Source organism: Streptomyces sp. PSU-S4-23 (genome assembly GCF_055632315.1).
The window spans coordinates 1,653,957-1,680,599 of the sequence record NZ_JBVMUU010000002.1; the positions used below are offsets into that span (position 1 = coordinate 1,653,957).

25 protein-coding genes and 1 riboswitch are annotated in these 26,643 nt (G+C 74.1%); of the genes, 13 read left to right on the forward strand and 12 right to left on the reverse strand.

Annotated features, from left to right (window positions below):
• Window positions 1-5 precede the first annotated feature (5 nt).
• Window positions 6-761, forward strand: a complete 756-nt coding sequence (locus ACZ79I_RS08335) for an SDR family oxidoreductase (protein ID WP_471495620.1) — start codon at window positions 6-8, stop codon at window positions 759-761.
• Window positions 762-942: 181 nt separating this feature from the next.
• Here the strand turns inward: ACZ79I_RS08335 and amaP are convergent, their stop codons facing one another.
• The 8 genes from amaP to abc-f all read right to left on the reverse strand — a co-directional run bounded on the left by amaP (window position 943) and on the right by abc-f (window position 7,038).
• Window positions 943-1,530: an alkaline shock response membrane anchor protein AmaP gene (gene amaP, locus ACZ79I_RS08340; protein ID WP_471495622.1), complete on the reverse strand. Its 588-nt coding sequence runs from the start codon at window positions 1,528-1,530 to the stop codon at window positions 943-945.
• Entirely contained in the window at window positions 1,527-2,192 is a 666-nt protein-coding gene (locus ACZ79I_RS08345) for a DUF6286 domain-containing protein (protein WP_471495623.1), read from the reverse strand. Before ACZ79I_RS08345 ends, amaP begins: the two co-directional genes overlap by 4 nt.
• Entirely contained in the window at window positions 2,189-2,623 is a 435-nt protein-coding gene (locus tag ACZ79I_RS08350; RefSeq protein WP_471495625.1) for an Asp23/Gls24 family envelope stress response protein, read from the reverse strand. Before ACZ79I_RS08350 ends, ACZ79I_RS08345 begins: the two co-directional genes overlap by 4 nt.
• Window positions 2,624-2,626: 3 nt before the next feature.
• On the reverse strand, window positions 2,627-2,812 hold the full coding sequence (locus tag ACZ79I_RS08355) for a hypothetical protein (RefSeq protein ID WP_471495627.1): 186 nt from the start codon (window positions 2,810-2,812) through the stop codon (window positions 2,627-2,629).
• A gap of 35 nt (window positions 2,813-2,847) precedes the next feature.
• Window positions 2,848-3,324, reverse strand: coding sequence for an Asp23/Gls24 family envelope stress response protein (locus ACZ79I_RS08360; RefSeq protein WP_471495629.1), 477 nt, complete (start codon window positions 3,322-3,324; stop codon window positions 2,848-2,850).
• Window positions 3,325-3,888: 564 nt separating this feature from the next.
• Window positions 3,889-4,680: an enoyl-CoA hydratase/isomerase family protein gene (locus ACZ79I_RS08365; protein ID WP_471495631.1), complete on the reverse strand. Its 792-nt coding sequence runs from the start codon at window positions 4,678-4,680 to the stop codon at window positions 3,889-3,891.
• A 165-nt stretch (window positions 4,681-4,845) separates the two neighbouring features.
• Window positions 4,846-5,067: a helix-turn-helix domain-containing protein gene (locus ACZ79I_RS08370; protein ID WP_471495633.1), complete on the reverse strand. Its 222-nt coding sequence runs from the start codon at window positions 5,065-5,067 to the stop codon at window positions 4,846-4,848.
• 372 nt (window positions 5,068-5,439) lie between these two features.
• Window positions 5,440-7,038, reverse strand: coding sequence for a ribosomal protection-like ABC-F family protein (abc-f, locus tag ACZ79I_RS08375; RefSeq protein WP_471495635.1), 1,599 nt, complete (start codon window positions 7,036-7,038; stop codon window positions 5,440-5,442).
• Window positions 7,039-7,287: 249 nt separating this feature from the next.
• On the opposite strand from abc-f, the gene ACZ79I_RS08380 reads away from it, so the two are divergent.
• Window positions 7,288-7,701: a VOC family protein gene (locus tag ACZ79I_RS08380; RefSeq protein ID WP_471495637.1), complete on the forward strand. Its 414-nt coding sequence runs from the start codon at window positions 7,288-7,290 to the stop codon at window positions 7,699-7,701.
• Window positions 7,702-7,708: 7 nt separating this feature from the next.
• On the opposite strand, the gene ACZ79I_RS08385 is transcribed toward ACZ79I_RS08380, so the two are convergent.
• The 3 genes from ACZ79I_RS08385 to ACZ79I_RS08395 form a co-directional block, all read right to left on the reverse strand.
• Complete coding sequence (locus ACZ79I_RS08385) at window positions 7,709-9,211, reverse strand: hypothetical protein (protein ID WP_471495639.1); 1,503 nt, start codon at window positions 9,209-9,211, stop codon at window positions 7,709-7,711.
• A 188-nt stretch (window positions 9,212-9,399) separates the two neighbouring features.
• Complete coding sequence (locus ACZ79I_RS08390) at window positions 9,400-10,530, reverse strand: alpha/beta hydrolase family protein (protein ID WP_471495641.1); 1,131 nt, start codon at window positions 10,528-10,530, stop codon at window positions 9,400-9,402.
• Between the two features lie 100 nt (window positions 10,531-10,630).
• Window positions 10,631-11,359 carry a class II aldolase/adducin family protein gene (locus tag ACZ79I_RS08395; RefSeq protein ID WP_471495643.1) on the reverse strand — a complete coding sequence of 243 codons (729 nt, stop codon included), beginning with the start codon at window positions 11,357-11,359 and terminating at the stop codon, window positions 10,631-10,633.
• A 234-nt stretch (window positions 11,360-11,593) separates the two neighbouring features.
• Here ACZ79I_RS08395 and ACZ79I_RS08400 point away from each other — a divergent pair, with 234 nt between their 5' ends.
• The 4 genes from ACZ79I_RS08400 to ACZ79I_RS08415 all read left to right on the forward strand — a co-directional run bounded on the left by ACZ79I_RS08400 (window position 11,594) and on the right by ACZ79I_RS08415 (window position 14,713).
• Window positions 11,594-12,877, forward strand: coding sequence for an inorganic phosphate transporter (locus ACZ79I_RS08400; protein WP_471495645.1), 1,284 nt, complete (start codon window positions 11,594-11,596; stop codon window positions 12,875-12,877).
• Between the two features lie 13 nt (window positions 12,878-12,890).
• The gene (locus ACZ79I_RS08405; protein WP_381083182.1) at window positions 12,891-13,109 is read left to right on the forward strand and encodes a hypothetical protein; all 219 of its coding nucleotides are present in this window, start codon (window positions 12,891-12,893) and stop codon (window positions 13,107-13,109) included.
• A gap of 252 nt (window positions 13,110-13,361) precedes the next feature.
• Window positions 13,362-14,219 (forward strand): helix-turn-helix domain-containing protein, encoded by an 858-nt coding sequence (locus tag ACZ79I_RS08410; protein ID WP_471495647.1) that lies wholly within the window; start codon window positions 13,362-13,364, stop codon window positions 14,217-14,219.
• A gap of 41 nt (window positions 14,220-14,260) precedes the next feature.
• Window positions 14,261-14,713, forward strand: a complete 453-nt coding sequence (locus tag ACZ79I_RS08415; protein ID WP_471495649.1) for a hypothetical protein — start codon at window positions 14,261-14,263, stop codon at window positions 14,711-14,713.
• A gap of 270 nt (window positions 14,714-14,983) precedes the next feature.
• On the opposite strand, the gene ACZ79I_RS08420 is transcribed toward ACZ79I_RS08415, so the two are convergent.
• Window positions 14,984-15,205, reverse strand: a complete 222-nt coding sequence (locus tag ACZ79I_RS08420) for a DUF397 domain-containing protein (RefSeq protein ID WP_471495651.1) — start codon at window positions 15,203-15,205, stop codon at window positions 14,984-14,986.
• 303 nt (window positions 15,206-15,508) lie between these two features.
• Window positions 15,509-15,647, forward strand: a riboswitch (cobalamin riboswitch).
• Between the two features lie 101 nt (window positions 15,648-15,748).
• Between ACZ79I_RS08420 and ACZ79I_RS08425 the strand changes: the two genes are divergently transcribed.
• The 7 genes from ACZ79I_RS08425 to cobI are packed head-to-tail and all read left to right on the forward strand — an operon-like array spanning window position 15,749 to window position 26,563.
• Window positions 15,749-16,705: a cobalamin biosynthesis protein gene (locus tag ACZ79I_RS08425; RefSeq protein WP_471495652.1), complete on the forward strand. Its 957-nt coding sequence runs from the start codon at window positions 15,749-15,751 to the stop codon at window positions 16,703-16,705.
• Window positions 16,702-18,210 carry a cobyric acid synthase gene (locus tag ACZ79I_RS08430; RefSeq protein WP_471495654.1) on the forward strand — a complete coding sequence of 503 codons (1,509 nt, stop codon included), beginning with the start codon at window positions 16,702-16,704 and terminating at the stop codon, window positions 18,208-18,210. Before ACZ79I_RS08425 ends, ACZ79I_RS08430 begins: the two co-directional genes overlap by 4 nt.
• Window positions 18,207-21,860 (forward strand): cobaltochelatase subunit CobN, encoded by a 3,654-nt coding sequence (cobN, locus tag ACZ79I_RS08435; RefSeq protein ID WP_471495656.1) that lies wholly within the window; start codon window positions 18,207-18,209, stop codon window positions 21,858-21,860. Before ACZ79I_RS08430 ends, cobN begins: the two co-directional genes overlap by 4 nt.
• Complete coding sequence (locus tag ACZ79I_RS08440; protein ID WP_471495658.1) at window positions 21,857-23,866, forward strand: putative cobaltochelatase; 2,010 nt, start codon at window positions 21,857-21,859, stop codon at window positions 23,864-23,866. Before cobN ends, ACZ79I_RS08440 begins: the two co-directional genes overlap by 4 nt.
• On the forward strand, window positions 23,866-24,474 hold the full coding sequence (gene cobO / locus ACZ79I_RS08445; RefSeq protein ID WP_471495659.1) for a cob(I)yrinic acid a,c-diamide adenosyltransferase: 609 nt from the start codon (window positions 23,866-23,868) through the stop codon (window positions 24,472-24,474). The genes ACZ79I_RS08440 and cobO overlap by 1 nt, the downstream gene beginning before the upstream one ends.
• Window positions 24,468-25,817, forward strand: coding sequence for a cobyrinate a,c-diamide synthase (locus ACZ79I_RS08450; protein WP_471495661.1), 1,350 nt, complete (start codon window positions 24,468-24,470; stop codon window positions 25,815-25,817). Before cobO ends, ACZ79I_RS08450 begins: the two co-directional genes overlap by 7 nt.
• Entirely contained in the window at window positions 25,814-26,563 is a 750-nt protein-coding gene (gene cobI, locus ACZ79I_RS08455; RefSeq protein WP_471495663.1) for a precorrin-2 C(20)-methyltransferase, read from the forward strand. Before ACZ79I_RS08450 ends, cobI begins: the two co-directional genes overlap by 4 nt.
• The last annotated feature ends 80 nt before the right edge of the window (window positions 26,564-26,643 follow it).

Below are 26,643 nucleotides of genomic sequence, written 5' to 3' on the forward strand. Positions count from 1 at the left end.
GGGGCATGGATCTTGGACTGAAGGACCGCGTGTACGTCATCACCGGCGCCACGCGCGGGCTGGGCAACGCGGCAGCGCGGGAACTCGTCGCCGACGGTGCGAAGGTGGTCGTCACGGGCCGGGACGAGAAGCGGGCCGCCGAGGCCGCGGCCGGACTGGGCGCGAACGCGGTGGGCGTGGTCGCCGACAACGCCGACCCCGCGGCGCCGGCCCGGCTCATCGCCACCGCGCGCGAGCACTTCGGCGGCTTCGACGGCGTCCTCGTCAGCGTCGGCGGCCCGCCGCCCGGCCATGTCGCCGACAACACGGACGAGCAGTGGACGGCCGCCTTCGAGTCGGTGTTCCTCGGCGCGGTCCGGCTCGCCCGCGCGGCCGCCGCGGAACTGCCGGAGGGCGGTGTCATCGGCCTCGTGCTGTCCAGCTCCGTGCACGAGCCGATCCCGGGACTGACCATCTCCAACGGTCTGCGACCCGGACTCGCGGGCTTCGCCAAGTCCCTCGCGAGCGAGCTGGGCCCGCGCGGCATCCGCGTCGTCGGGCTGCTCCCCGGCCGCATCGACACGGACCGGGTCCGTGAGCTGGACGCCCTCTCCGCCGACCCGGAGGCGACGCGCGCGGCCGCCGAGGCCCGCATCCCGCTGCGCCGCTACGGCACCCCGGAGGAGTTCGGCCGCACGGCGGCGTTCCTGCTGTCCCCCGCGGCGTCGTACCTGACGGGCATCATGCTGCCGGTGGACGGCGGCGCCCGCCACGGCTTCTGACACCCGGGCCTACGCCGGCGCAGGGGCATCGGAGGGTGGGCCGGTGGCGCGTACGGACATCGCCGACGTGGGCCGGTGCGCGTACGGACACCGGCGGCGCGGACCGGTGCGCGCACGGGCACCCGCGACGCGGACCGGTGCGCGTCACAGGCATCGGCGACGCGGACCGGTGGCGCGGGCGTCAGCTCACTCGCTCCGGCCGGTGACCGACGGCGCGCAGTCGCACCTCCGCGGGCAGCGCGGCCAGCCCGGCGGAGTCCCGGGCGTGGGCGAGCGCCTCGGTGGTCAGGCGGTGCAGCGCGTCGCCGGGGTCCACGTGCGGTTCCAGCAGGAGCCGCACCCTCGCCTCGGGCGCGCTGCGGCGCCCCCACAGCAGCACATGCGCCCGCTCGACACCGTCCAACCGCCCCGCCTCACCGGCGAGTACGTCCTCCAGGGCCCGGCCGCGCAACAGGGCGCCCTCGCCGTCGCCGGTGTCGACGAGGATCTCCGCGAGCCGGTGCCGGCGCAGGATCGCCGACAGCCACCACAGCGCGAGCAGCACGAGGACGGCGAGCCCGGCCAGGACCGCCGGCCACCACCAGCCCTGGTCCCGCCACCGGGTGCGCTCGGCGTCGCTCAGCAGGACGTCGTGCGGCCCCCGGTGGATCCACCACGAGGGCGGTGCGGCGCCCAGGCCGACGGCCAGCACGGAACCGCCGAGGAGGAGCAGCACCGCTCCGGCCAGCCCGATCAGCACCCGGTTGACGATCCGCAGCACCGCGCTCACCCCCTCCGCCCGGGCCGCCGCACGTGCACCGACAGCGCGGGCGGCCGGGCGAGCCCGAGGCCCCGTACGGCGTCGGCGAGCACGGTGTCCAGGTCGGCGCGTACGTCGTCGAGTTCCCGGAAGTGCGACACCGCCCGCACATCCGCGCGGGTGCGCCCGAGACGGATCCGCACGGACTGCACCCCGGAGACCTCCATGGCCCGGTCGCGCAGCACCAGGGCCGCGGCCTCACGGTGCAGCCCCGCCCGGACGTCCGGGTGCGCCGGGCGCATCCGCAGTACACGCCGCAGTCCCGGGGCCGCGGCGAGCACCAGCAACCACAGGCCGAGTGCCGTCACCGCACCCGCCCCGACGAGCACCCGGGTGTCGTCGAGGGGAAGCCCGGCGAGCCGGTGGGCGAGGGCCGGGCGCCAGCGCATGGCGGGCCGGTGGGCGCGGACGGCCGCGATGTCGTACAGGAAGAGGCCGGCCGAGATCAGGACGAGCACCGCGAGGACGCCCGCGGGAACCCGCCGCACGGACCAGAACCGGCGGCCCCCGCCGTCCGCCCCGGGAGCCGCCCCGTAGGCCGCCGCCGACGAGAGCTGCCCGGGTCCGCCGTCCGCGGTCTTTTCGAGGACCGGGAGCCGCTGGGTGCTCTCGTGGCCCTGGGACTCGCTCATTGCGTCCTCCCCTGTGCCGGTGCGAGATGCAGCCGCTCCACCCGGACGGCCACCTCGTGCACGTCCATCCCCGTCAGAGCGCCTACCCGCTCGGCGACCCGGCGACGCACCGCACGGCACCGGCCGCCGATGTCGCAGGGGTAGTCGAGTTCGACGACGACGCGGACTTTCGCCGTTTCGGCCTGGGGCTCCCCCGCTCGCGGGGGGCCGGGGGCCGGGGATCGCACGACGACCGTGGCGTGCGGCGAGGCGGCGTCCGGGGGCAGCTGGCCGAGTGCCTCCCGTGCCGCCTGTGCGGCGACCTTGGTGACGACCCGGTCGGCGATCCGGGTGGCGCCGCGCTCGGCCGGCACGACGACGGCCGGCCCGGCGACGGCGGCCGCCCGTCCGGCCGGGTCCGTCTGCCGATGCTCACCGGCGGAGCCGGGCACGGGTCACCGCCGCCCGCCGTCGCGGGGACGGAAGAAGTCTCCGAGGTCCAGATCCCCCTCCAGGAAGCGGCCGACGACGAAGCCGACGGCGCCGAGGGCGGCCACCAGCAGGAAGGCACCGAATCCGCCGAAGTACCCGGCGAAGCCCAGCGCCATTCCGGCGATCATGCCGATCACGGCCAAGCTCATGCTGCGCTCCTCACCTCGCCCTCTCCCTCGTCCGGTTACTGGAGCCGCGGCTCCGGCTCCTCCTCTTCCTCCGGCAGCTTGACGTCGATGACCGCGATGTTGACCTCGACGACCTCCAGTCCCGTCATGCGCTCGACGGACGCGACGACGTTCTCGCGCACGGCGCGGGCGACGTCGGCGATGGACACGCCGTACTCGACGACGATCTCCAGGTCGAGCGCGGTCTGCACCTCGCCGACCTCGGCCTTCACCCCGCGGGCGGCGGCCCGTGAGCCGCCGGGCACCCGGTCGCGCACGGCGCCGAAGGTACGGCTGAGGCCGCTGCCCAGGGCATGCACGCCGAGCACCTCACGCGCCGCGAGCCCGGCGATCTTCTCCACCACACCGTCGGCGATGGTCGTCCGTCCCCGGGTCGCCGGGTGGCCGCCGCCCCGCCGGGTGGGCCTGATGCGCGTCTGCGTGCCCTCCGTCGCACCCGCGGAGGCCGTTTCCGGCCGGTTCGTCTCGGTCATCGCCGCTCGCCCTCTCGGTCGTCCTCCTTCACCCACAGTAAGGGGGGTTCCACCGTGCTGCGCCCGGCGTGCGGCAGGCCGGAGGAACGGCGGAGCGCTCGGCCGTGGGTGGCCCGGCCACCGCGCGCCGCCGCCCGCGGGCGGATGAGACACCCGCGCCGACGGTGCCGTACCGCCGGTGCGCCGCGGAGCAGTGCCGGCCTCGCGGCGGTGGCGGGTCACCCGTTCGGGGCGCCGGACCGCTCCCGGCGACAGCGGCCCGCCTGCGCGCGGTCCCGGCGACGGCGGCGACGCAGCGGCCCGGCCCGACGGTCGCGGGGGGACCCGCGAGGGACGGAGGGCTGGACGGAAAAGCCGGCCGCGGCGGCGGGTCCCGGCCCGCAGCGGACGGGACCCGCCGACGGACCGGACCGGGTGCCGGGCGTGGCATCCCGCCGCTGTCCTGGCGGCCCGATCCGGGCGGTGCGCGGGAGCAACGGCATGGCGGCACGGCCCTGCCGCGCCGCCCGTCCGGGTGGACCGTCGGTCGCGGCGGGTGCCGGGCGCTGTGACGGCCGTCGAACCCTAGTCGCCGACCCCGGCCAGATCACGCAGCCGGCGCGCCTGGGCGGCCCGCTCCGCGGCCCGCTGGTCCTCGTAGGACCGTCCCTGCGCCCCGCGCAGCAGTGCCTTGGTCTCGACCACCGCGTCCCGGGGCGCCGCGAGCAGCGCGGAGGCCAGGTCCCGTACGGCGTCGTCGAGCTGCTCACGGGCCACGGCGAGGTTCGCCAGCCCCGTGGCCACGGCCTCCTCGGCCGCCACGAAGCGGCCCGTCGCGCAGATCTCCAGCGCACGGGCGTAGCCGACCAGGTCCACCAGCGGATGCGTGCCCGTGAGGTCCGGTACGAGGCCCAGGCTGGTCTCGCGCATGGCGAACTGCACGTCGTCCGCGACGACGCGCAGGTCACAGGCGAGGGCGAGCTGGAAGCCCGCACCGACCGCGTGGCCCTGCACGGCGGCGATGGACACGATGTCGTTGCGCCGCCACCAGGTGAACGCCTCCTGGTACTCGGCGATGGTCGCGTCCAGTTCGGCGTCGCTGCTGCGCGCGAGGTCGATGAACGTCGGTTCGCCCTCGATTCCCTCGGGGGTGAACATCTGCCGGTCGAGCCCGGCAGAGAACGACTTGCCCTCGGCGCGCAGCACGACCACGCGAACGGAACCGGGCAGCGCGCGCCCGGCCTCCGTGAGTGTGCGCCACAGAGCGGGGCTCTGGGCGTTCCGCTTGGCCGGGTTGGTCAACGTCACCGTGGCGATCGCCTCGTCGACGGTGAGCCGTACGCCGTCCTTGTCGAGTGCTGGGTCGAGCGAAGCCATGGGGCGCCTCCGATGGGTGCGGTCAGGAGAGGATGCCATGCAACGGCATCCATAAGTGACTGCACAGTAACCACCCGGCCGGACGGGGGCACCCCCAGGCCCCTTGAGGCACTGGGGGACCGATCGACCGGGTGGCCACCACCGAAGCCGATGGGGCGCCCGGCGTCAGGCCGACGGGGTCTTCTTGCCCCGCGTCGCCCCGCCACGCCCTCGGAGCGTGACGCCCGACTCACTGAGCATCCGGTGAACGAAGCCATACGAGCGGCCGGTCTCCTCGGCCAGCGCCCGGATGCTCGCACCGGAGTCGTACTTCTTCTTCAGGTCTGCCGCGAGCTTGTCGCGCGCGGCGCCGGTCACCCGGCTGCCCTTCTTCAGAGTCTCGGCCACCCGTGCCTCCTCATGGGAAGTGCGCTCTGGTCTCCTCATGATCACCCCTCGGAGGCGTGATGGCCACCCATTCGGCAAGGTCCGTGAGACATGGTTGTGACGACAGGAGCACATCCCCACGAACGGAATCTGGGGTTCCGCCCGGTGGCATCGCTGTGCCCGAACGGGTTCACCCGGGAAGCGCCAGGTCAGCGGCGCGCGGCGGGCGGAGCCCCGGGACGAGGGGGTCCGCCCGCCGATTCGGTGCAGGACACACCCGGGTACGAGGAGATCTCACACAGATGATGGATCACGCGTCGGCCGAATGATCCATACGCGGGGATCAACCATTCGGTCAAACGGCGCTGACCGCCTCCGGCGCCGCGGCCGGACTCAGGCGAGGGCCACGAGGTCCTGGTAGTCGGCGCCCCACAGGTCCTCGACACCGTCGGGCAGCAGGATGATGCGCTCCGGCTGGAGCGCTTCGACCGCGCCCTCGTCGTGCGTGACCAGGACGACCGCGCCCGTGTAGGTGCGCAGGGCGCCGAGGATCTCCTCGCGGCTGGCCGGGTCGAGGTTGTTGGTCGGCTCGTCGAGGAGCAGCACGTTCGCGGAGGAGACGACGAGGGTGGCGAGGGCGAGACGGGTCTTCTCGCCGCCGGAGAGGACACCTGCGGGCTTGTCGACGTCGTCACCGGAGAACAGGAAGGACCCGAGCACCTTGCGGACCTCGACGAGGTCCATGTCGGGCGCGGCGGAGCGCATGTTCTCCAGAACCGTGCGGTCCGGGTCGAGGGTCTCGTGCTCCTGGGCGTAGTAACCGAGCTTGAGACCGTGCCCGGGGACGACGGCGCCCGTGTCCGGCTGCTCGACGCCCGCGAGCAGCCGCAGCAGAGTGGTCTTGCCGGCGCCGTTGAGGCCGAGGATGACGACCCTCGATCCCTTGTCGATGGCCAGGTCGACGTCGGTGAAGATCTCCAGCGACCCGTACGACTTGGACAGTCCCTCGGCCATCAGCGGGGTCTTGCCGCAGGGCGCGGGCTCTGGGAAGCGGAGCCTGGCCACCTTGTCGGACCGGCGGGCCTCCTCCAGGCCGGCCAGCAGTTTCTCGGCGCGGCGGGCCATGTTCTGCGCGGCGACCGTCTTGGTGGCCTTGGCGCGCATCTTGTCGGCCTGCGCGTTGAGCGCGGCCGCCTTCTTCTCGGCGTTGGCGCGCTCGCGCTTGCGGCGCTTCTCGTCGGCCTCGCGCTGCTGCTGGTAGAGCTTCCAGCTCATGTTGTAGATGTCGATCGTGGCGCGGTTGGCGTCCAGGTAGAACACCTTGTTGACGACCGTGTCGACCAGGTCGACGTCGTGGGAGATGACGATGAAGCCGCCACGGTAGGTCTTCAGATAGTCGCGCAGCCAGATGATCGAATCGGCGTCGAGGTGGTTCGTCGGCTCGTCGAGCAGCAGGGTGTCCGCGTCGGAGAACAGGATGCGGGCCAGCTCGATGCGGCGGCGCTGCCCGCCCGAGAGCGTGTGCAGCGGCTGGCCGAGCACCCGGTCGGGCAGGTTGAGGGCGGCGGCGATGGTGGCGGCCTCGGCCTCCGCGGCGTACCCGCCCTTGGTGAGGAACTCGGTCTCCTGGCGCTCGTACTGCTTGAGGGCCTTCTCGCGGGTGGCGCCCTGGCCGGTGGCGATGCGCTGCTCGTTCTCGCGCATCTTGCGGATCAGCACGTCGAGGCCGCGCGCGGAGAGGACGCGGTCGCGGGCCAGCACGTCCAGGTCGCCGGTGCGGGGGTCCTGCGGGAGGTACCCCACCTCGCCGGAGCGGGTGACGGTGCCCCCGGCGGGGATGCCCTCGCCCGCGAGGACCTTGGTGAGGGTGGTCTTCCCGGCGCCGTTGCGGCCGACCAGGCCGATGCGGTCGCCCTTGGCGACGCGGAAGGTGGCGTTCTCGATGAGGATGCGCGCACCGGCGCGCAGCTCGATACCGGATGCGGAGATCACGGACAGACTCCAGGGCGGGAGGGTGGCGGGATGGGCGGCTGCGGACGTTCCCGCCGTCTAATGCGCGAGGAGAATGGCCATGGGCCCAGTCTAACGGGGCGGCGCAAGCGCTTTTCGCCGGTGCGGACGTCCGGCACCGTGGTGCTCCCCGCCCCGTCCCGCGACCGGCTCGGGGTCACTGTCAGTGGCCGGTGCGAGACTGGGCGCAGGCCGTGATTGCGGCAGGGACACCGGAGGGGAGTGATCGCGATGGCGGGCATGGACGGGAGGCGTCCGAGCATCTGCCCGACGCTGCTGTACACCGACGCGAAGGCGGCGCTCAAGCAGCTCACGGAGGCGTTCGGCTTCACGGAGCTGTCGGTGTACGAGGACGAGAACGGCTCGGTGCTGCACGCCGAGCTGGTGCAGGGCAACGGCGCGGTGATGCTCGGCTCCAAGGGCCGGGGCGGCGCCTTCGACGAGGCCATGAAGGGCGCGGGCCCGTGCGGGGTGTACGTCGCCGTGGACGACGTCGACGCGCACCACCGGCGCGCCGTGGAGCACGGCGCGGACATCCTGATGCCCCCGACGGACCAGGAGTACGGCTCGCGGGACTACATGGCCCGTGACGCCGAGGGCAACATCTGGAGCTTCGGTACCTACGCCCCGGACATAGCCGTCTGACGGGCGGTCAGCTGCCCCCGGTGTGGACCTGGAAGGCGGCGCGGCGCACGGCCTTGGCGAGCGCGGGGTCCGGGTGGGCGGCGGCGAGCGCGACCAGCACCTGCACGGTGCGGGGGTGCCCGACGCCCCGCACCTCGTTCAGGAGCGCGGGCACGGTGGGCTGCACCGCCGACTCCAGATGGCGCACGAGGAGCGGGGCCTCGCCGTGGTCGGCGACGGCCGCGGCGGTGTCGACCCACAGCCATGTGGCCTCCTCCCGGGTCAGCACCTCGTGGGCGTCCTCCGGGTCGGTGCCGTCGTGCTCGGCGAGCCAGAGCAGGGCGTAGGGGCGCAGCGGGGTCTCCTTCGCGGCGGCGCGCACATCGGGCTCGGCGGGGGCCCCGACCACCCGCAGCGCCTCGAAGGCCAGGCCGCGCAGGAGGGCGTCCTCGCCGCGGGCGGCGTCCAGGAGTTCGGTCACGGCGCTGCCGACGGTGCGGGCGGCGAGCCAGGCGCGGTACTCGGCACGGGCCGCGTTCGGGCGGAGCCGGGCGCAGCCGCGGAGCATGTCCTCCGCGTTCTGCTCGATGTTCCCGGCGGGACTCTGCGCGGCGACGCAGATCTGCTCCAGCTTGACCCAGACCGCCCAGCTGCCGAGCGGCGTCAGGGTGGCCTGCCCGTCCCCGTAGACGAGGGCGCCCACGGAGGCCAGCGCGCGCAGGGCCCAGTCGAGCAGAGGGGCGAGGGGGGTGTCCTCGGCGGGGCCCTGGTCCGGCCCCGGCACGGGGCCGGCATCGGTGAGGGCGGTGTCTGCGGGGGCGGCGTCCGCGGGGGCGGCGTCTGCGGCGGCGGCAGGGGGCGCCTCGTCGTGGGGGCCGTCGGCGACGGCCGGGGCGAGGGGGATCTCGCAGCGCTCGGTGCGCAGTTCGGTGACCCGCTGCTCCAGGAGGTCGAGGAGCTGCTCGACCGGGACGGGCCCCGCGGACAGCTGCAGAAAGGAGAGCACCTGGGGCATGGCCGAGACGACCTCGGCGACGGCGGCGTGCTCATGGTCCGCGGGCTCGGGGCAGGCGAGCGACCAGGCGTCGAAGAGGGCGACCCAGCCGCGCAGCACGGCGGAGTCGTCGCGGTTCCAGGCGCGCAGCCGCCAGCCGGGGCGGGCGCTGTCGCCGTGCACCTCGACGAGGCCGGCCAGGCGGGCGGTGTCCCAGTCGGCACGGACCTGAGCGGCGGTCAGGCCGAGTTCACCGGCGGCCCGTTCGGCGGTGGTGTCGGAGAGGGCGCCCTTGCCGTCGGAGGCCGCGCCGTCGCGTCCGGGCCGGAGCGCGGTGTCGGCCCAGCGGGCGAGACGGGCCGCGTCGGCCAGTCGGGCGCGGGCCATGGCGGCCAGTTCCGCGGGCGGGGGTGTGCCCTCGGGCGGCCGGGGGGCGGGGCGGCGCGAGCGGCGCTGGGTCACCGCTCGGGGAGCGTCGGCCAGGGGCCGCGGGCGGACGAGTCGGAGCCTGGAGTCGCGCGGGTTACGGGACGTCACGGGTGCAGTCTTCCGGTTGACGGTCCGAAAACCCAAACGGAATGTCACGACGGGCGACAGGGCTGGCCAAGGCAGGGGTTCCGAGAGGGATCGCGGCAGGCGCGAGGGCTTGTCCGGCGGGTTAAGCGGAAGGCGGCGCGGGGCCGCGATCCGGGGTGCGGCGGCCGGGCGGCGGGCCGGCCCGCGCCTCACATGAGCGGGGTCAGGAAGCGCCGCATGGCCTCTTCGTAGGCGGCGGGGTCCGCGTTCCACATCGCTCCGTGCGGGGCGCCCTGCACGGTGTGGAGGGTGACCAGGTCCGGGCGGCGCTGCGCGAGGCGGCGCGAGGGCCCCCAGGGGGCGACCGTGTCGTCGGGGCCGTGGAAGATCAGGACGGGCACCGAGAGGCGGTCCGTGGCGACGGTCTCCCGCACCCGGTCGAGGTGCAGACCGGCACGGCCCTGGGCGGCGCGCACCGCCAGCGGCAGCAGGGCGCCGGGGGTGCGGCGGGCCACGGCCAGGGCGCGCAGCGTGGTCTCCCAGCTGAGCACGGGCGAGTCCAGGACGAGCCCGGAGATCCGCTCGCGCAGCGAGGAGTGCGCGGCGGCGCGCAGCGCCATGGTGGCACCGGTGGACCAGCCGTGCAGGACGACGCGCTCGGCGCCGTGGACCACGGCGTAGCGGATGGCGGCGTCCAGATCGTGCCACTCGGTCTCGCCGAGGTGGTTCAGGCCGTCCGGGGGCCGCGGTGCCCCGGGGTCGCCGCGGTAGGCGGGGTCGAGGACCGGGAAGCGGTGGCGGCTGAGGAACTCCATGACGTTCATGGGATGTTCCCGGGTGGTGCCCAGGCCGTGCACGGTGATCACCCACGTGTCGCGGGCGCCGGGTACGAACCAGGCGGGCAGGGTCCCGAGTTCGCCGGGCACGTCGACATCGGTGTGGCGGAGGCCGAGGGCGGTGGCCGGGTCGCCGATGTGCACGGCGGGGGTGAGCCAGGCCCGGCCGCCGGGTTCCATCGTGCCCTGGGTGACGCGTTCCAGGCGGCGTACGACGGTGTCGGCGGAGTGCGGGGCGGTGGGCAGGACCGGTCCGACGACCGCGTGCGAGCCGTTGGCGGACAGGCCGTAGACGCCGGGGCGCTGAGAGGCCAGGTCCCGGGTGAGGGTGATCCGGCCGGCCGCCGTGGAGTGCACGGTGAGGCGGGGCTCGGTGGGCAGCGGGCGGCCCGGCGGCGCCTTGAGCGCCGCGTTGCTGGCCATGCGGCCCACGACGAGGCCGGCCGCGGCTGCTGTGGCGATGGCTGTGGTGGCGGCTGCGGCCGCCGCTGTGACAGTGCGCACCCGTCCAGTCTCGCGGTGGAGCCCGCCCCCGGCCAGTGGGAGGACGGCGGGGGGTGACCCCGCCGGGCGCGTGCGCGCACGGCCGTCGCCGTCCCGGCCCTTACCCCTGCCCGTATCCCCGCAGCCGCTCCCCCACCTCCGCCACCTGCTCCCGGGTGAGCAGCGACGGTGTGAGGCCGGGTACGGAGGACGCCGCCAGCCAGACGCGGCACATCCACTCCAGTTGGGCGGTGCGGTCGTATGCCTGGGTCAGCGACGACCCGTGGGCGAGCGTGCCGTGGTTCTCCAGGAGACAGGCGCTGCGGCCCCTCAGGGCCCGGAGGGTGTTCTCGGCCAACTCGGGCGTGCCGTAGGTCGCGTACGGGGCGACCCGGACCGGTCCGCCGAGGGCGGCGGCCATGTAGTGGATCAGCGGCAGCTCCGGGACCAGGGTGGAGACCGCCGTCGCGTGCACGGCGTGCGTGTGGACGACGGCACGCGCCCCGGTGGTGCGGTAGACGGCCAGGTGCATCGGCAGCTCGCTCGTCGGACGCAGCGAGCCGAGCACCTGCCCGCCGTCGAGGCCGACGCCGACCGCGTCGCCCGGTGTCAGCCGCTCGTACGGCACGCCCGTGGGTGTGACCAGCACGATGTCTCCGACGCGGACGGAGACGTTGCCGGACGTTCCGACGACCAGCCCGTCGGCGACGGTGCGGCGGGCCGTCGCGACGAGTTCGTCCCACGCCCGCGCCACCTCGTCCGCGGCATCCGTCCCGCCCCGCCCCCGGCCGCCCGCCGCGGCCTCCGGTACGGCCTGTGCGTCCGGTGCGTCGTCTCGCTGCTCAGCCATGACGCGATCCTGCCAGACACCGCACAGGGCCCGGTGGCGGGACCGAGCGGACCCGAAGATTTCCGGAAGGTGGAATTCCGCATTCGTTCGAGAGCGCCACCGCCGCGGTCCCGCGACGAAACGGAGCGGCGGCACCCCGATCGGTACACCCTCCGGCCCGTCTCAGTTCATCTTCCGTTCACCCAGGTTGCGTACGGTTCACGCGCCACTGACGTCCTAGAGAAGCCTGGGTAAATGGAACACATCACGCTCCTCCTCGGAATCGTGATCGTCACCGCTCTCGTGTTCGATTTCACGAACGGTTTCCACGACACAGCCAACGCGATGGCCACGACCATCTCGACCGGCGCCCTCAAGCCCAAGACGGCGGTGGCCATGTCCGCCGTGCTGAACCTCGTCGGCGCCTTTCTCTCGGTGGAGGTCGCCAAGACGATCTCCGGCGGCATCATCAACGAACAGGGCATACGCGTCGAAGTGATCTTCGCGGCCCTGGTGGGCGCGATCCTCTGGAACCTGCTGACCTGGCTTCTCGGCCTGCCGTCGAGCTCCTCCCACGCCCTCTTCGGCGGCCTGATCGGCGCCGCCGTCACCTCCGCCAGCTGGTCCGCGGTGAACGGCTCGACGGTCGTCACCAAGGTCCTCATCCCCGCGGTCGCCGCGCCGATCGTGGCGGGCCTCGCCTCGATGCTGGCGACGCGCCTGTCGTACACCTTCAGCCACCACGCCGACGAGAAGGCGAGCGCGAAGGGCTACCGCGCCGGGCAGATAGCCTCGGCCGGCCTGGTCTCCCTGGCGCACGGCACCAACGACGCGCAGAAGACGATGGGCGTCATCACGCTGGCGCTCGTCACCGGTGACGTCATCGCCCCCGGCTCGAACCCTCCCACCTGGGTCATCGTCTCGGCCGGTACGGCCATCGCGCTCGGCACCTACCTCGGCGGCTGGCGCATCATCCGCACGATGGGCAAGGGTCTGACGGACCTGGCCCCGCAGCAGGGCTTCGCCGCCCAGACCAGCGCGGCGACCGCGATCCTCGCCTCCTCCCACCTCGGCTTCTCGCTCTCCACCACCCAGGTCGTCTCCGGCGCGGTCATGGGGTCCGGCCTCGGCCGCAAGGGCGCCGCGGTGCGCTGGTCCACCGCGACCAGGATGCTCGTCGCCTGGGTCCTGACCCTTCCGGCCGCCGGCCTGGTCGGCGGCGCCGCCGAAGTCCTCACCAAGCAGGGCACCTGGGGCACGGCCGCCACGGGAGTGCTGCTGGTCGCCGGCGCCGGCGCCATCTGGGCCCGTTCCCGCCGCAAGCCGGTCACGGTCCACAACGTCAACGACGTCGAGACGGAGCCCTCGGGCGTCGTCACGGCCGCGATCGCCGCGGTGATCCCGCCCCCGGCGGGCCCGGTCACGGCGGACGACACCGCGGCGGAGAGCGCCGCGACGGACGGCGCCGAGCTGAGGACCACCACCCTCCAGGCCCCGGAAGGCCCCTCCGCGGAGCCGACCCGCCCCGCGACGGTATAAGGAAGTACACCCCATGAAGATCGACTGGGCAGCCCTCGGCTCCGTCTTCGGCGTCAGCCTCATCGTCACCGTGGCCCTGGTGGGCCTGTTCACCCTGGGCGTCGTCGGCCTCACGAAGAAGGAGACGGCGCGTGGCGGCACGGCCGCCCTGGCGGCCACCGGCGCGTACGTCTGTTTCGCGGCGTGCGCGGCGGCGGTGTCGTACGGGATCTATCTGATCGTGGCCAAGTAACCCCCACAGCGCGCCCGCGCGCATGGGCGCGCACGGCCAAGCCCCCGCAGTGACGATCACTGCGGGGGCTGATCTTTGTTAGATATATGCCGATTTGCTACGGTCTACCCCGCATACGACCACGTCGAAAAGACAGGTGGCGAAGCGGCAGAGGTCTGGCCGCCCATGCCCAACTCACCTAGTCTAATGGATGAGTTGCTGCCCGACGTTGGCCGCCCGACCAGCCGAAGACGACGTGTAGCAGGGAGCGACATGGCCAGGGACATCGATCCGAGCCTGAACCGACGCAGGCTCCGTATCGAGTTGCGCAAGGCGCGGGAGGAAGCCGGTCTCACCCAGCGGGAGGCGGCCGACGCGCTGGAGTGGTCACTGTCGAAACTGATCCGGCTGGAGGCCGGCACGGTCAGCCTCAGCGTCACAGACCTGCGCGCCCTGCTCCAGCTGTACCGGGTGACGGACTCCGGGCTGGTGGGCGAGCTGGAGGAGGCGGCCCGCGGCTCGAAGGGGCCGTCCTGGTGGGCGCCGTACAGCGACATGGTGCGGCCGCAGTTCGCCCAGTACCTGGGCTACGAGAGCGCCGCGACCTCGATCCGCTTCTACCACCCGTCGGTCGTCTACTCGCTGTTCCAGATCGAGGACTACACGATGGCCCAGCTGGAACCCCGCGAGACCGCCGAAGTGGCCCGGCGCTCGGCGGAGCTGCGCACCACCAGGCAGGAGCGGATCTTCGACGGCGAGCAGGGGCCCGACGTGAGCATCGTGCTGGACGAGGCGGTCGTGCGGAGGGTCATCGGCGGACCGGGGGTGATGCGACGTCAGCTGGAACACCTCAAGACGATGTCCCAGCACCCCAGGGTCACCATGCGCCTGCTGCCGTTCGCGGCGGGCGCGCACTACAGCATGGGCGGGTCCTTCACCCTGCTCGGCTTCAGGGACGACGACGACCTGCTCTACCTGGAGGGCGCCACCGGCAGCGTGGCGAACCGGGACGACCTCGACCTCACGTCCCGCTACCAGGAGTGCTTCGAGGACATCAGCAACAAGGCGTACGACGGCGACCGGATGATCGAGCTGATCGACGCGGTCAAGGAGAGTCTCGGCAACGGCTGAAACCCGGGAGGAACGGCCCGGGCGGACAACGGGGAGGGGCCATGGCGGCCTTGGGGATTGCTGACTGGTACAGGCGGCTGCGCACGCTCCGCTCCGTCGCGACGGACAGGCCGCCGGGCGTCCCGCCGCGGCCCGCCGGGCCGCACGAGGGCGCCCCCGCGCTCCACGAGGTGGAGCACACGGGCGGCGAGGACGGCACACGGCCCCCGGGCGGCCGACTGCTGCTGGGCACGGCGTGCGGCAGCGTCCTGCTGTTCGGCATCGCCGTGTCCGCCCGGGTGGCGCCCAGCCTCGCGCTGGACGCTCTGACCCCCCTGACCACGACGGTGGTCGGGGTACTCGGCGCGGCCGCCGTCACCGTGCTCGCGGCCTGCGTCGGCCGGTCGCTGCGCGGCCGCTCGTCGGCGCCGCGCGCGCCCGGGCTCAGCGGGTCCCCGAGCCCCGCGGACGAACCGTCGCCACAGCCCGGTCGAGAACACGGAGACGCTCCGTGACGGGGGTGAGGCCCCACCACAGCCCGGCGCTGGCGGCCGCGACGATCGTCACCACGAGCCAGACCAGGGCCCGCGCCGTGGATCCCGGTACGAGCAGCGCGGCGAGCGCTCCGACGCCCACCGCGAACACCCCCGTGGTCAAGGAGAAGAGTGCCAGCGGGGCCGCCGCCGACAAGGACGGGCGCGGAGTGTGGGGACCGCCCGCGCGTGCCGAGACATCCCTGGCCCTGTCTGCCATACGGGTCCCCTCCCGCCCTCTGGACGGCCCCTTCAGAAACCGCCGGCCGCCGGGTTCTCAAGTCCAGCCAGCAAACCACACCACGCGGCACGGCGAAAGACGAGCACCGGCCCGGCCCGCCGTTTCGAGTCACGCACGAGCACGTGCGCTGTCTCCACGGTCACTTCGACGCAGTCGTTGTTGTCCCCTCCCGAGTGACTGCTCTTGCGCCACACCCGCCCCGTCGGGTCCCTGCCGATCACACCGACCTCCACTCACCAGTCAGCGCACCGACACAGCGTCCTCACCGTGACGCTCCCGAGCGCCGTGTCCCACCGCTGCCACAGGCAACAGAGGCCCGGCCACACCAGGTTCGTCTCCCCGCAACGAATCACCCAATGCCGCTCGTCGGCGCTCTTCGCGTTGGTCATGCCGATTCGTTCGTAGTGCCGTCCCTAGTCTTCCCAGCTTCCCCGCGCGGAAAGAGCACAGATAGCGCCGATTCGGTTGGCTGACGATATTTCAGCGGTGTGGGGCTCAGCACACCGCAGCGTCGCAGGTCAAGACCCAGTTGACGGGTGTTCCGGAGGCGTGGTGGACTGCCGGGGCCACCACGGCGGCAGGAGAGGAAGCCGGTGCAAGTCCGGCGCGGTCCCGCCACTGTCACCGGGAAGGAACGTCCCGGGAGCCAGGAACTCTCACCGCCGGTCTCATCGAACCAGGGCGTGGACACCCTGAGTGAGGACATATCGCCATGCGCGGCTGCCGATCGAGGTTCCGTACCCGCCCCCTGCCCGACCCCACGGTCGGCTGAGCCGATGGGTGCCGATCGCGTCTTCGCGTACGGCGCCGCCGCCGGCCTCCTCGGTGACCTCCTGCTCGGCGATCCGCGCCGAGGGCATCCGGTCGCCGCGTTCGGGCGGGCCGCGGGCGTCGTGGAGCGGGTGTTGTGGCGGGACCACCGCGGGTGGGGCGCGCTGCACACCGCCGTGTGCGCCGGGGGCGCCGTGGCGACGGCGGCGCTGGCCGCGTCCGTCGCGCGCCCCTCGCGCGCCGCGTCCCTGGTCCTGACCGCCGCCGCCACCTGGGCCGTCGTCGGGGGGACGTCCCTGGCGCGGGAGGCGCGGGCCGTCGGGCGCTCCCTGGAGGCGGGGGACATCGGGGCCGCCCGTGCGCGGCTGCCCCATCTGTGCGGACGGGACCCCCAGGCGCTCGACGCCGACGGGATCGCGCGGGCGGTCGTGGAGTCCGTCGCCGAGAACACCTCCGACGCCGTGGTGGGCGCGCTGGTGTGGGGAGCCGTCGCCGGTGTGCCCGGGCTCGCCGGCTTCCGTGCCGTCAACACCCTCGACGCCATGGTGGGCCACGTCTCGCCCCGGTACCGGCGGTTCGGGTGGGCGTCCGCCCGGCTCGACGACCTCGCCGGATGGCCGGGGGCACGGCTGACAGCCCTCCTCGCGGCGGCCTCCGGCCCCGATCCGCGCGGCGCCGTGCGCGCCTGGCGTGCCGACGCCGCGCGGCATCCGAGCCCCAACGCGGGCCCGGTGGAGGCCGCGTTCGCGGGTGCCCTGGGCGTACGGCTGGGCGGAACGCTGTCGTACGGGGGCCGCGTCGAGCACCGGCCCGTCCTCAACGCGGCGGGGCGCGCGGTGCGCACGGACGACATCGAACGGGCGGTACGGCTCTCCCGCGGGGTCAGCGGGCTCGCGCTCGGCGTCACCCTCGCCGGGCGCCTCGCGGCCCGACGGCTTCTCGCGAAGGGACACACCTCATGAGCGGCGGACTCCTCGTCGCCGGCACCACCTCCGACGCCGGCAAGAGCGTCGTCGCCGCCGGGATCTGCCGCTGGCTGGTACGGCAGGGAGTGAAGGTCGCGCCCTTCAAGGCGCAGAACATGTCCCTCAACTCCTTCGTCACCCGTGAGGGCGCCGAGATCGGGCGGGCGCAGGCCATGCAGGCCCAGGCGTGCCGTACCGAGCCGACCGCGCTGATGAACCCCGTACTGCTCAAGCCGGGCGGCGAGCAGAGCAGCCAGGTCGTGCTGCTCGGCAGGCCGGTCGGCGAGCTGAGCGCACGCGGGTACCACGGGGGGCGGCAACGGCAGCTTCTCGGCACCGTCCTGGACTGCCTCGCCGAGTTGCGGGGCACCTACGACGCGGTGATCTGCGAGGGGGCCGGCAGTCCTGCCGAGATCAATCTGCGGCGCACCGACATCGTGAACATGGGGATCGCCCGCAACGCCCGGCTCCCCGTCCTCGTCGTCGGCGACATCGACCGCGGTGGCGTGTTCGCCTCCTTCTTCGGCACGGTCGCGCTGCTCTCGCGCGAGGACCAGGAGCTCGTCGCCGGATTCCTCGTCAACAAGTTCCGCGGCGACGTCTCACTGCTGGAGCCGGGGCTCGACATGCTGCACGGGCTCACCGGACGGCGGACTTACGGCGTGCTGCCGTTCCGGCACGGCCTCGGGATCGACGAGGAGGACGGGCTGCGGGTGTCCCTCCGGGGTGCCGTACGCGAGTCTCGGATCGCCGCGCCGTTCGGCGAGGACGTGCTGCGGGTCGCCGTGTGCGCCGTCCCCCTCATGTCCAACTTCACCGACGTGGACGCGCTGGCCGCCGAGCCGGGCGTGGCGGTCCGGTTCGTGGACCGGCCCGAGGAGCTGGCCGACGCCGACCTCGTCGTCGTCCCCGGCACCCGCGGCACCGTCAGGGCCCTGGAGTGGCTGCGCGAACGCGGCCTCGCGGACGCCCTGGTGCGCAGGGCCGCGGAAGGGCGCCCGGTCCTCGGTGTCTGCGGCGGTTTCCAGATCCTCGGCGAGCACATCGAGGACGAGGTGGAGAGCCGCAGGGGACACGTCGAGGGGCTGGGGGTGCTGCCGGTGCGGGTCCGGTTCGCACGGGAGAAGACCCTGACCCGGCCCGCCGGAAAGGCCCTCGGCGAGCGCGTCGAGGGGTACGAGATCCACCACGGGGTCGCCGAGGTCACCGGTGGCGATCCCTTCCTCGACGGCTGCCGGGTCGGTCAGACCTGGGGCACCCACTGGCACGGCTCCCTGGAGTCGGACGGTTTCCGGCGGGCGTTCCTGCGCGAGGTGGCGGCCGCCGCGGGCCGCCGCTTCGTGCCCGCGCCCGACACGTCGTTCGCCGCGCTGCGCGAGGAGCAGCTCGACCGGCTCGGCGACCTGATCGAACAGCACGCGGACACGGACGCGCTGTGGCGGCTCATCGAGTCGGGCGCGCCGCCAGGACTGCCCTTCATTCCCCCGGGAGCGCCCGCATGAGCACAGTGTTGTTGTTGTCGACCGCCGACACGGATCTGCTGGCGGCCCGTGCCTCCGGCGCGCCCTACCGGATCGGCAACCCGGTCCGGGTGGACGTCGACACCGAGCTGCCCGCCCTCCTGGAGGGCGCGGACATCGCCGTCGTACGTCTGCTGGGCGGCAAGCGCGCCTGGGAGGACGGGCTCGCCCGGCTGAGGGCCTGCGGTGTCCCGACCGTGCTGCTGGGCGGAGAGTCCGTGCCCGACGCCGAGCTGATGGCCGAGTCGTCCGCGCCCGCGGGTGTCGTGGCCGAGGCGCTGCGCTACCTCGTGGAGGGCGGCCCCGCCAACCTCGCGGAACTGGCCCGGTTCCTGTCCGACACCGTGCTGCTGACCGGTGAGGGGTTCGTCGAGCCGCGCACGATGCCCGAGTACGGGGTCCATGGGGAGCGGGGGCACGTCGAGGGGCGGCCCACCGTCGGCGTGCTCTTCTACCGGGCCCATGAACTGAGCGGCAACACCGCCTTCGTGGACGCGCTGTGCGACGCGATCGAGGCGAAGGGCGCCAACGCCCTGCCGGTGTTCTGCGGTTCGCTGCGCGGCGCCGACCCGGGGCTGTACGCGCTGCTGTCGGGGGCCGACGCCCTGGTGGCCACCGTCCTCGCCGCCGGCGGCACGCACGCCTCCCAGGCGTCGGCGGGCGGCGAAGAGGAGTCCTGGGACGTCGGGGCGCTCGCGGACCTGGGTGCCCCGGTGCTCCAGGGCCTGTGCCTGACCTCCTCCCGCGCCGCGTGGGAGGAGTCCGACGCCGCCCTCTCCCCCATGGACGCGGCCATGCAGGTCGCGATCCCGGAGTTCGACGGCCGCCTCGTCACGGTCCCCTTCTCCTTCAAGGAGCAGGGCCCGGACGGCGTACCGGTGTACGCGGCCGACCCGGAGCGGGCGGCGCGGGTCGCCGGGATCGCCGTACGGCACGCGCGGCTGCGGCACACGGCGAACGCCGACAAGCGGATCGCGCTCGTCTTCACCGCCTACCCGACCAAGCACTCGCGGGTCGGCAACGCGGTCGGCCTGGACACGCCCGCGTCGGCGGTACGGGTCCTGGACGCGCTGCGCGACGCGGGGTACGCCGTCGAGGGGCACCCCGCGGAGGGCGACGAGCTGATCCACCGGCTCATCGCGGCCGGCGGCCATGACGTGGAGTGGCTGACGGAGGAGCAGCTGGCCGCCGCGCCCGCGCGGGTGCCCCTCGCCGACTACCGGGCGTGGTTCGAGGCGCTCGACCCGGGGCTGCGGGACGCGATGACCGGGGCGTGGGGCGAGCCGCCGGGCGGCCTGTACGTCGACGGCGACGACATCGTGCTGGCGTCGCTGCGGTTCGGGAACGTCGTCGTGATGATCCAGCCGCCGCGCGGCTTCGGCGAGAACCCGATCGCGATCTACCACGACCCCGACATGCCGCCGTCGCACCACTACATGGCGGCGTACCGCTGGCTGGAGAACACGTTCCGGGCCGACGCCGTGGTGCACATGGGCAAGCACGGCACCATGGAGTGGCTGCCGGGCAAGGGCCTCGGTCTCGGCCGGGGCTGCGCGCCGGACGCCGTCCTCGGCGACCTGCCCCTGGTGTACCCCTTCATCGTCAACGACCCCGGCGAGGGCACCCAGGCCAAGCGGCGCGGGCACGCCACGGTCGTCGACCACCTCGTACCGCCGATGGCGCGCGCCGACACCTACGGCGACCTGGCGAAGCTGGAGCAGCTGCTCGACGAGTACGCGCTGGTGTCCGACCTGGACCCGGCGAAGGCGCCCGCGGTACGGGCCCAGATCTGGACCCTCGTCAAGGCCGCCGAGCTGCACCACGACCTGCACGTGGACGAGCAGCCGGACGAGGACGCGTTCGACGAGTTCGTCATGCACATCGACGGCTATCTGTGCGAGATCAAGGACGTGCAGATCCGGGACGGACTGCACGTGCTGGGCGGCGGCCCGGTCGGCGAGCCGCGCGTGAACCTGGTGCTCGCCGTGCTGCGCGCCGCGCAGGTGTGGGGCGGCCGGGCGAACGCGCTCCCGGGCCTGCGGGCGTCGCTCGCCGGGCAGTTCGGCCTGGTGGAGAAGGAGCTGCTCGCACGGCCGGGTGCCCCGGTGAAGGTGCCGGCCGAGCTGACGGACCTGGTGGCGGGCCCGTCGCGTACGGCGGCGGACGCGATCGACCTCCTGGAGGTGCTGTGCCGCCGCCTCGCGGAGGGCATGGAGGCGCGCGACTGGCACCCCGGGACCGCACCCGTGCTCGTGCGGGAGGTGCTCGGCACCGAACCGCCGGACGCCGTCGCCGTCCTGGAGTTCGCGTGCGCCGAGGTCGTGCCCCGGCTGGCCCGGACCACCGACGAGATCGGGCACATCCTCAGGGCGCTCGACGGCGGCTACGTCCCGGCCGGGCCGTCGGGCTCCCCGACCCGCGGCCTCGTCAACGTCCTGCCGACCGGCCGCAACTTCTACTCCGTCGACCCCAAGGCCATTCCCTCGCGGCTGAGCTGGGAGGTCGGGCAGTCGCTGGCGGACTCACTGGTCGCCCGCCATCTCGGCGACACCGGCGAGTACCCCAGGTCCGTGGGCCTGACCGTCTGGGGCACGTCCGCCATGCGCACCCAGGGCGACGACATCGCCGAGATCCTCGCGCTGCTCGGCTGCCGCCCGGTGTGGGACGACGCCTCGCGCCGGGTGACCGGCTTCGAGATCGTGCCGCTCGCCGAGCTGGGCCGCCCTCGCATCGACGTCACGGTCCGTATCTCGGGCTTCTTCCGCGACGCGTTCCCGCACGTCGTGGGCCTCGTCGACGACGCCGTGCGGGCGGTCGCCGAGCTGGACGAGCCCGCCGAGCGGAACTTCGTGCGCGCGCACGCCGACGAGGACACCGCCGCCCACGGCGACCGGCGGCGCGCGACGGCCCGCATCTTCGGCTCCAAGCCGGGCGCGTACGGCGCGGGACTGCTGCCGCTGATCGACGCGCGGAACTGGAGGTCCGACGCCGACCTCGCCGAGGTGTACGCCGTGTGGGGCGGCTACGCGTACGGGCGCGGACTGGACGGCCGGGCGGCGCGCGGCGACATGGAGACGGCGTTCCGGCGGATCGCCGTCGCCGCCAAGAACGTGGACACCCGCGAGCACGACCTCGTGGACGCGGACGACTACTTCCAGTACCACGGCGGCATGGTCGCCGTGGTGCGGCACCTCACGGGCTCCAACCCCGAGGCCTACGTGGGCGATTCCGCCGTTCCCGACCAGGTCAGGACCCGCACCCTGGGCGAGGAGACCCACCGTGTCTTCCGCGCCCGCGTCGTCAACCCGCGCTGGATGGCGGCGATGCGGCGCCACGGCTACAAGGGCGCGTTCGAGATGGCCGCGACCGTGGACTACCTGTTCGGGTACGACGCAACGGCGGGCGTCGTCGACGACTGGATGTACGAGAAGCTCAGCGCGGAGTACGTCTTCGACGCCGAGAACCGGGACTTCATGAAGAAGTCCAACCCCTGGGCGCTGCGCGGCATCACCGAACGCCTGCTGGAGGCCGCCGACCGCGGCCTGTGGGCCGAGCCGGACGCGGACACGCTGGAGCGGCTGCGCGCCACCTATCTGGAACTCGAGGGCGATCTGGAGGGCGACGACAAGTGAGTACCCCGTTTCCGTTCACGGCCGTCGTCGGCCAGGACGACCTCCGGCTGGCGCTGCTCCTGAACGCGGTGAGCCCGGCGGTCGGCGGTGTCCTCGTGCGCGGCGAGAAGGGCACCGCCAAGTCGACCGCCGTGCGGGCCCTTTCGGCTCTGCTGCCGGCAGTGGACGTGGTCTCCGGATGCCGGTTCTCCTGCGATCCCGGGGCGCCCGATCCGGCGTGCCCGGACGGGCCGCACGCGCCGGGGGCCTTCGAGTCCCGGCCCGCGCGCATGGTCGAGCTTCCCGTCGGCGCCTCCGAGGACCGGCTGGTGGGCGCCCTGGACATCGAACGGGCCCTGGCCGAGGGCGTGAAGGCGTTCGAGCCGGGGCTGCTGGCCGGCGCGCACCGCGGGATCCTGTACGTCGACGAGGTCAACCTCCTCCACGACCACCTGGTCGACCTGCTCCTCGACGCGGCCGCGATGGGCGCCTCGTACGTCGAGCGCGAGGGTGTCTCCGTGCGGCACGCCGCCCGTTTCCTGCTCGTCGGCACCATGAACCCCGAGGAGGGCGAGCTGCGTCCGCAGCTGCTCGACCGGTTCGGGCTGACCGTCGAGGTGGCCGCGTCGCGCGAGCCGGACCAGCGGGTGGAGGTCGTGCGGCGGCGGCTCGCCCACGACGACGACCCGGAGGGTTTCGCGGCGCGCTGGGCCGAGGAGGAGGCCGCCGTGCGGGCGCGGATCGTGGCCGCGCGCGAGCTGCTGCCGTCCGTGCGGCTCGGGGACGGGGCGCTGCGGCAGATCGCGGCGACCTGCGCCGCGTTCGAGGTGGACGGCATGCGGGCCGACATCGTGATGGCGCGCACCGCGACCGCGCTGGCCGCCTGGGCGGGCCGCGGGGACGTCCTGGCCGAGGACGTGCGGCAGGCCGCGCTGCTGGCGCTGCCGCACCGGCGGCGGCGCAACCCGTTCGACGCGCCTGGCCTGGACGAGGACAAGCTCGACGAGACGCTGGAGCAGTTCGGCGGGCAGGACGAGGGCGACGGCGATCCGGACCCGGACGGGCCCGGTGGCGGCGGTGGACGGCCGCCGCGGACGGACGGCGATCCGGGCGGCGGTGACACCGGCGCGCGGCCCGAGGCCGGTGAGGACGGGCGGCCGCAGGCCGCCGGAGGCGGCGAGCAGGCGGCCGTAGGGGCCTCGGAGCCCTTCCGCACCAAAGTGCTGAGCGTGCCCGGGATCGGCGAGGGTGCCGCCGGGCGGCGGTCACGGGCGCGGACCGAGCACGGCCGTACCACCGGGGCCCGCCGCCCCCGGGGGACGCTCACCAAGCTGCACCTGGCCGCGACCGTGCAGGCCGCGGCGCCCCACCAGCGGGCGCGCGGACGGTCCGGGCCCGGGCTGGTGGTGCGCCGGGACGATCTGCGGCAGGCGACCCGTGAGGGGCGCGAGGGCAATCTCGTGCTGTTCGTGGTCGACGCCTCCGGGTCGATGGCGGCGCGGCAGCGGATGAGTGCCGTGAAGGGTGCGGTGCTGTCCCTGCTGCTCGACGCCTACCAGCGGCGGGACAAGGTGGGGCTGGTGACCTTCCGGGGGTCGGCGGCCGAGGTCGCGCTGCCGCCGACGTCGTCGGTGGACGCGGCGGCGGCCCGGCTGGAGTCGCTGCCCACGGGCGGCCGGACCCCGCTGGCCGCGGGGCTGCTGAAGGCCCATGACGTGCTGCGGGTGGAGCGGCTGCGGGATCCGGCACGGCGGGCGCTGGTCGTGGTCGTCACCGACGGGCGGGCCACCGGCGGCGCGGACCCGGTCGGGCTGGCGGGGCGCGCGGCGCGGCTGCTGGCGGCGGAGGGAGTCGCGTCCGTGGTCGTGGACTGCGAGTCGGGGCCGGTACGCCTGGGGCTGGCCGGGCGGCTCGCGGGTGAGCTGGGCGGTACGGCGGTGACGCCGGACGAGCTGCGCGCGGACGGTATCGCGGGGCTGGTGAGGGACGTGCAGGGGACGCAGAGGACCGCGAGGAGGGCCGCGTAATGCCGCAGGGACAGCCGAGTGTCGTACCGGACGACGGTCTGACGACCCGTCAGCGGCGTAACCGGCCGCTGGTCGTCGTGCACACCGGGACCGGCAAGGGCAAGTCGACCGCCGCCTTCGGGCTCGCGCTGCGCGCCTGGAACCAGGGCTGGCCCGTCGGGGTGTTCCAGTTCGTCAAGTCGGCGAAGTGGAAGGTCGGCGAGGAGCGGGCGCTGCGCGTGCTCGGCGATTCCGGTGAGGGCGGCACGGTCGCCTGGCACAAGATGGGCGAGGGCTGGTCCTGGGTGCAGCGCGGTCTCCAGGGGGACAACGCCACCAACGAGGAGAAGGCCCGCGAGGGCTGGGAGCAGGTCAAGCGGGACCTGGCGGCGCAGACGTACCGGCTGTACGTGCTCGACGAGTTCGCCTACCCGATGCACTGGGGCTGGGTCGACACCGACGAGGTCGTCGAGGTGCTGCGCGACCGGCCGGGGACCCAGCACGTGGTGATCACCGGACGCAACGCGCCGGACCAGCTGGTCGGCTTCGCGGACCTGGTGACCGACATGTCCAAGGTCAAGCACCCCATGGACGTGGGCCAGAAGGGCCAGAGAGGCATCGAGTGGTGACGTCCGTACCCCGGCTGGTCATCGCCGCGCCCTCCTCCGGCAGCGGCAAGACCACCGTCGCCACGGGGCTGATGGCCGCCCTCACCGAGCGGGGGCTGGCCGTGTCCCCGCACAAGGTGGGACCCGACTACATCGACCCCGGCTACCACGCGCTGGCGACGGGGCGCACGGGACGCAACCTCGACGCGTACCTGTGCGGTCCCGAGCTGATCGCGCCGCTTTTCCTGCACGGGGCGCGCGGGTGCGACATCGCCGTCGTCGAGGGCGTGATGGGGCTGTACGACGGGGCCGCCGGCGAAGGGGAGCTGGCCTCCACGGCGCAGGTGGCGAAGCTGCTCGCGGCGCCGGTGGTGCTCGTGGTCGACGCGTCGTCCCAGTCACGGTCGGTGGCCGCGCTGGTGCACGGGTTCGCGTCCTGGGATCCGGGGGTGCGGATCGGGGGCGTGATCCTGAACAAGGTCGCCTCCGATCGGCACGAGGAGTTGCTGCGGGAGGCGCTGGACGCCTCCGGCGTGCCGGTCCTCGGTGTCCTGCGGCGGACACCCCGGATGGAGACGCCCTCGCGCCACCTCGGCCTGGTGCCGGTCGCCGAGCGCCGCGCGGAGGCCGTGGCCGCCGTGGCGGCGATGGCCGCGCAGATGCGCGCGGGCTGCGACCTGGAGGCGCTGCTGGCGCTGGCGCGTAGCGCGCGGGCGCTGCCCGACGGCCCGTGGGAGCCTCCGGTCGCCGACGGCGGCGGGCGCGCGGTGGTCGCGGTCGCCGGCGGGGCCGCGTTCACCTTCTCCTACGCCGAGCACACCGAACTGCTCGCCGCCGCCGGAGCCGACGTCGTCCCCTTCGACCCGCTCCGCGACGAGCGGCTGCCGGAGGGCACCGCCGGGCTGGTGATCGGCGGCGGGTTCCCCGAGGTGCACGCCGCCGAGCTGTCCGCCAACGTGCCGCTGCGCCAGGCCGTCGCCGCGCTCGCGCTGGCCGGCGCGCCCGTCGCCGCGGAGTGCGCCGGGCTGCTGTACCTGTGCCGGGAGCTGGACGGGCGGCCGATGTGCGGCGTCCTCGACGCGAGTGCCCGCATGAGCGAGCGGCTCACCCTGGGCTACCGCGACGCCGTGGCCGTGAGCGACGGCGTCCTCGCCGCGGCCGGGACGCGGATGCGGGGGCACGAGTTCCACCGGACCGTCGTCGAGCCCGGCGCGGGGGCGGCCCCCGCCTGGGGCCTGCGCGCCCCTCACCGCCGCGTCGAAGGCTTTGTGCACCGCGGGGTGCACGCCAGTTATCTGCACACGCACTGGGCGGCCGCGCCCGGTGCGGCCCGTCGGTTCGTGGAGAGGTGCCGGACGTCATGAGCAGCACGCTGATCGGAGTCGGGGTGGGCCCCGGCGACCCCGAGCTGGTGACCGTCAAGGGCGTGGGCGCGCTGCGGGGCGCGGACGTCGTCGTCGTGCCCGTCATGGCCGCGTCCGACGGAAGCGACGGCGGGGAGCGCGGGCGCGCCGAGGCCACCGTGCTGCACTACGTGTCCGAGGAGAAGGTCGTACGGGTGGTGTTCGCGCTGAACGAGCGCAGCGACCGGGCGCGGCGCGAGGCCGCCTGGGACGCGGCCGGGCAGCGGGTGGCCGAACTGCTGCGGCGGCACGCGGCCGTCGCCTTCGCCACCATCGGCGACCCCAACGTGTACTCGACGTTCACCTATCTCGCGCAGACCGTCCAGCGGCTCCTGCCGGGGACCGTGGTCGAGACCGTGCCCGGCATCACCGCCATGCAGGACCTCGCCGCCCGGTCGGGCGCCGTGCTGACCGAGGGCACCGAGCCCCTCACCCTCGTGCCCGTCACCGCGGGTGCCACCGTGCTCAAGGACGCGCTTGGCGGTCCCGGTACCGTCGTCGCCTACAAGTTCGGGCGGCAGGCGCGCGAGGTCGCCGAGGCACTGCGGGAGACCGGCCGCATCGACGACGCCGTGTGGGGGTCCGCGCTCGGGCTGCCGGACGAGTCCATCCGCCCGGCCGCCGACCTGGAGGACGGCGCCCTGCCGTACCTGTCCACCCTCATCGCGCCCGCCCGGCGCGACGGCACCCGCGGCGGCAAATTGTGACCGCCGCGGCAGCCCCCGACCGGGACGGGCGGCCGGATGCGCGCCGGCCTTCGCCCCGTCCCGGCCTTCACAGAAGAGGA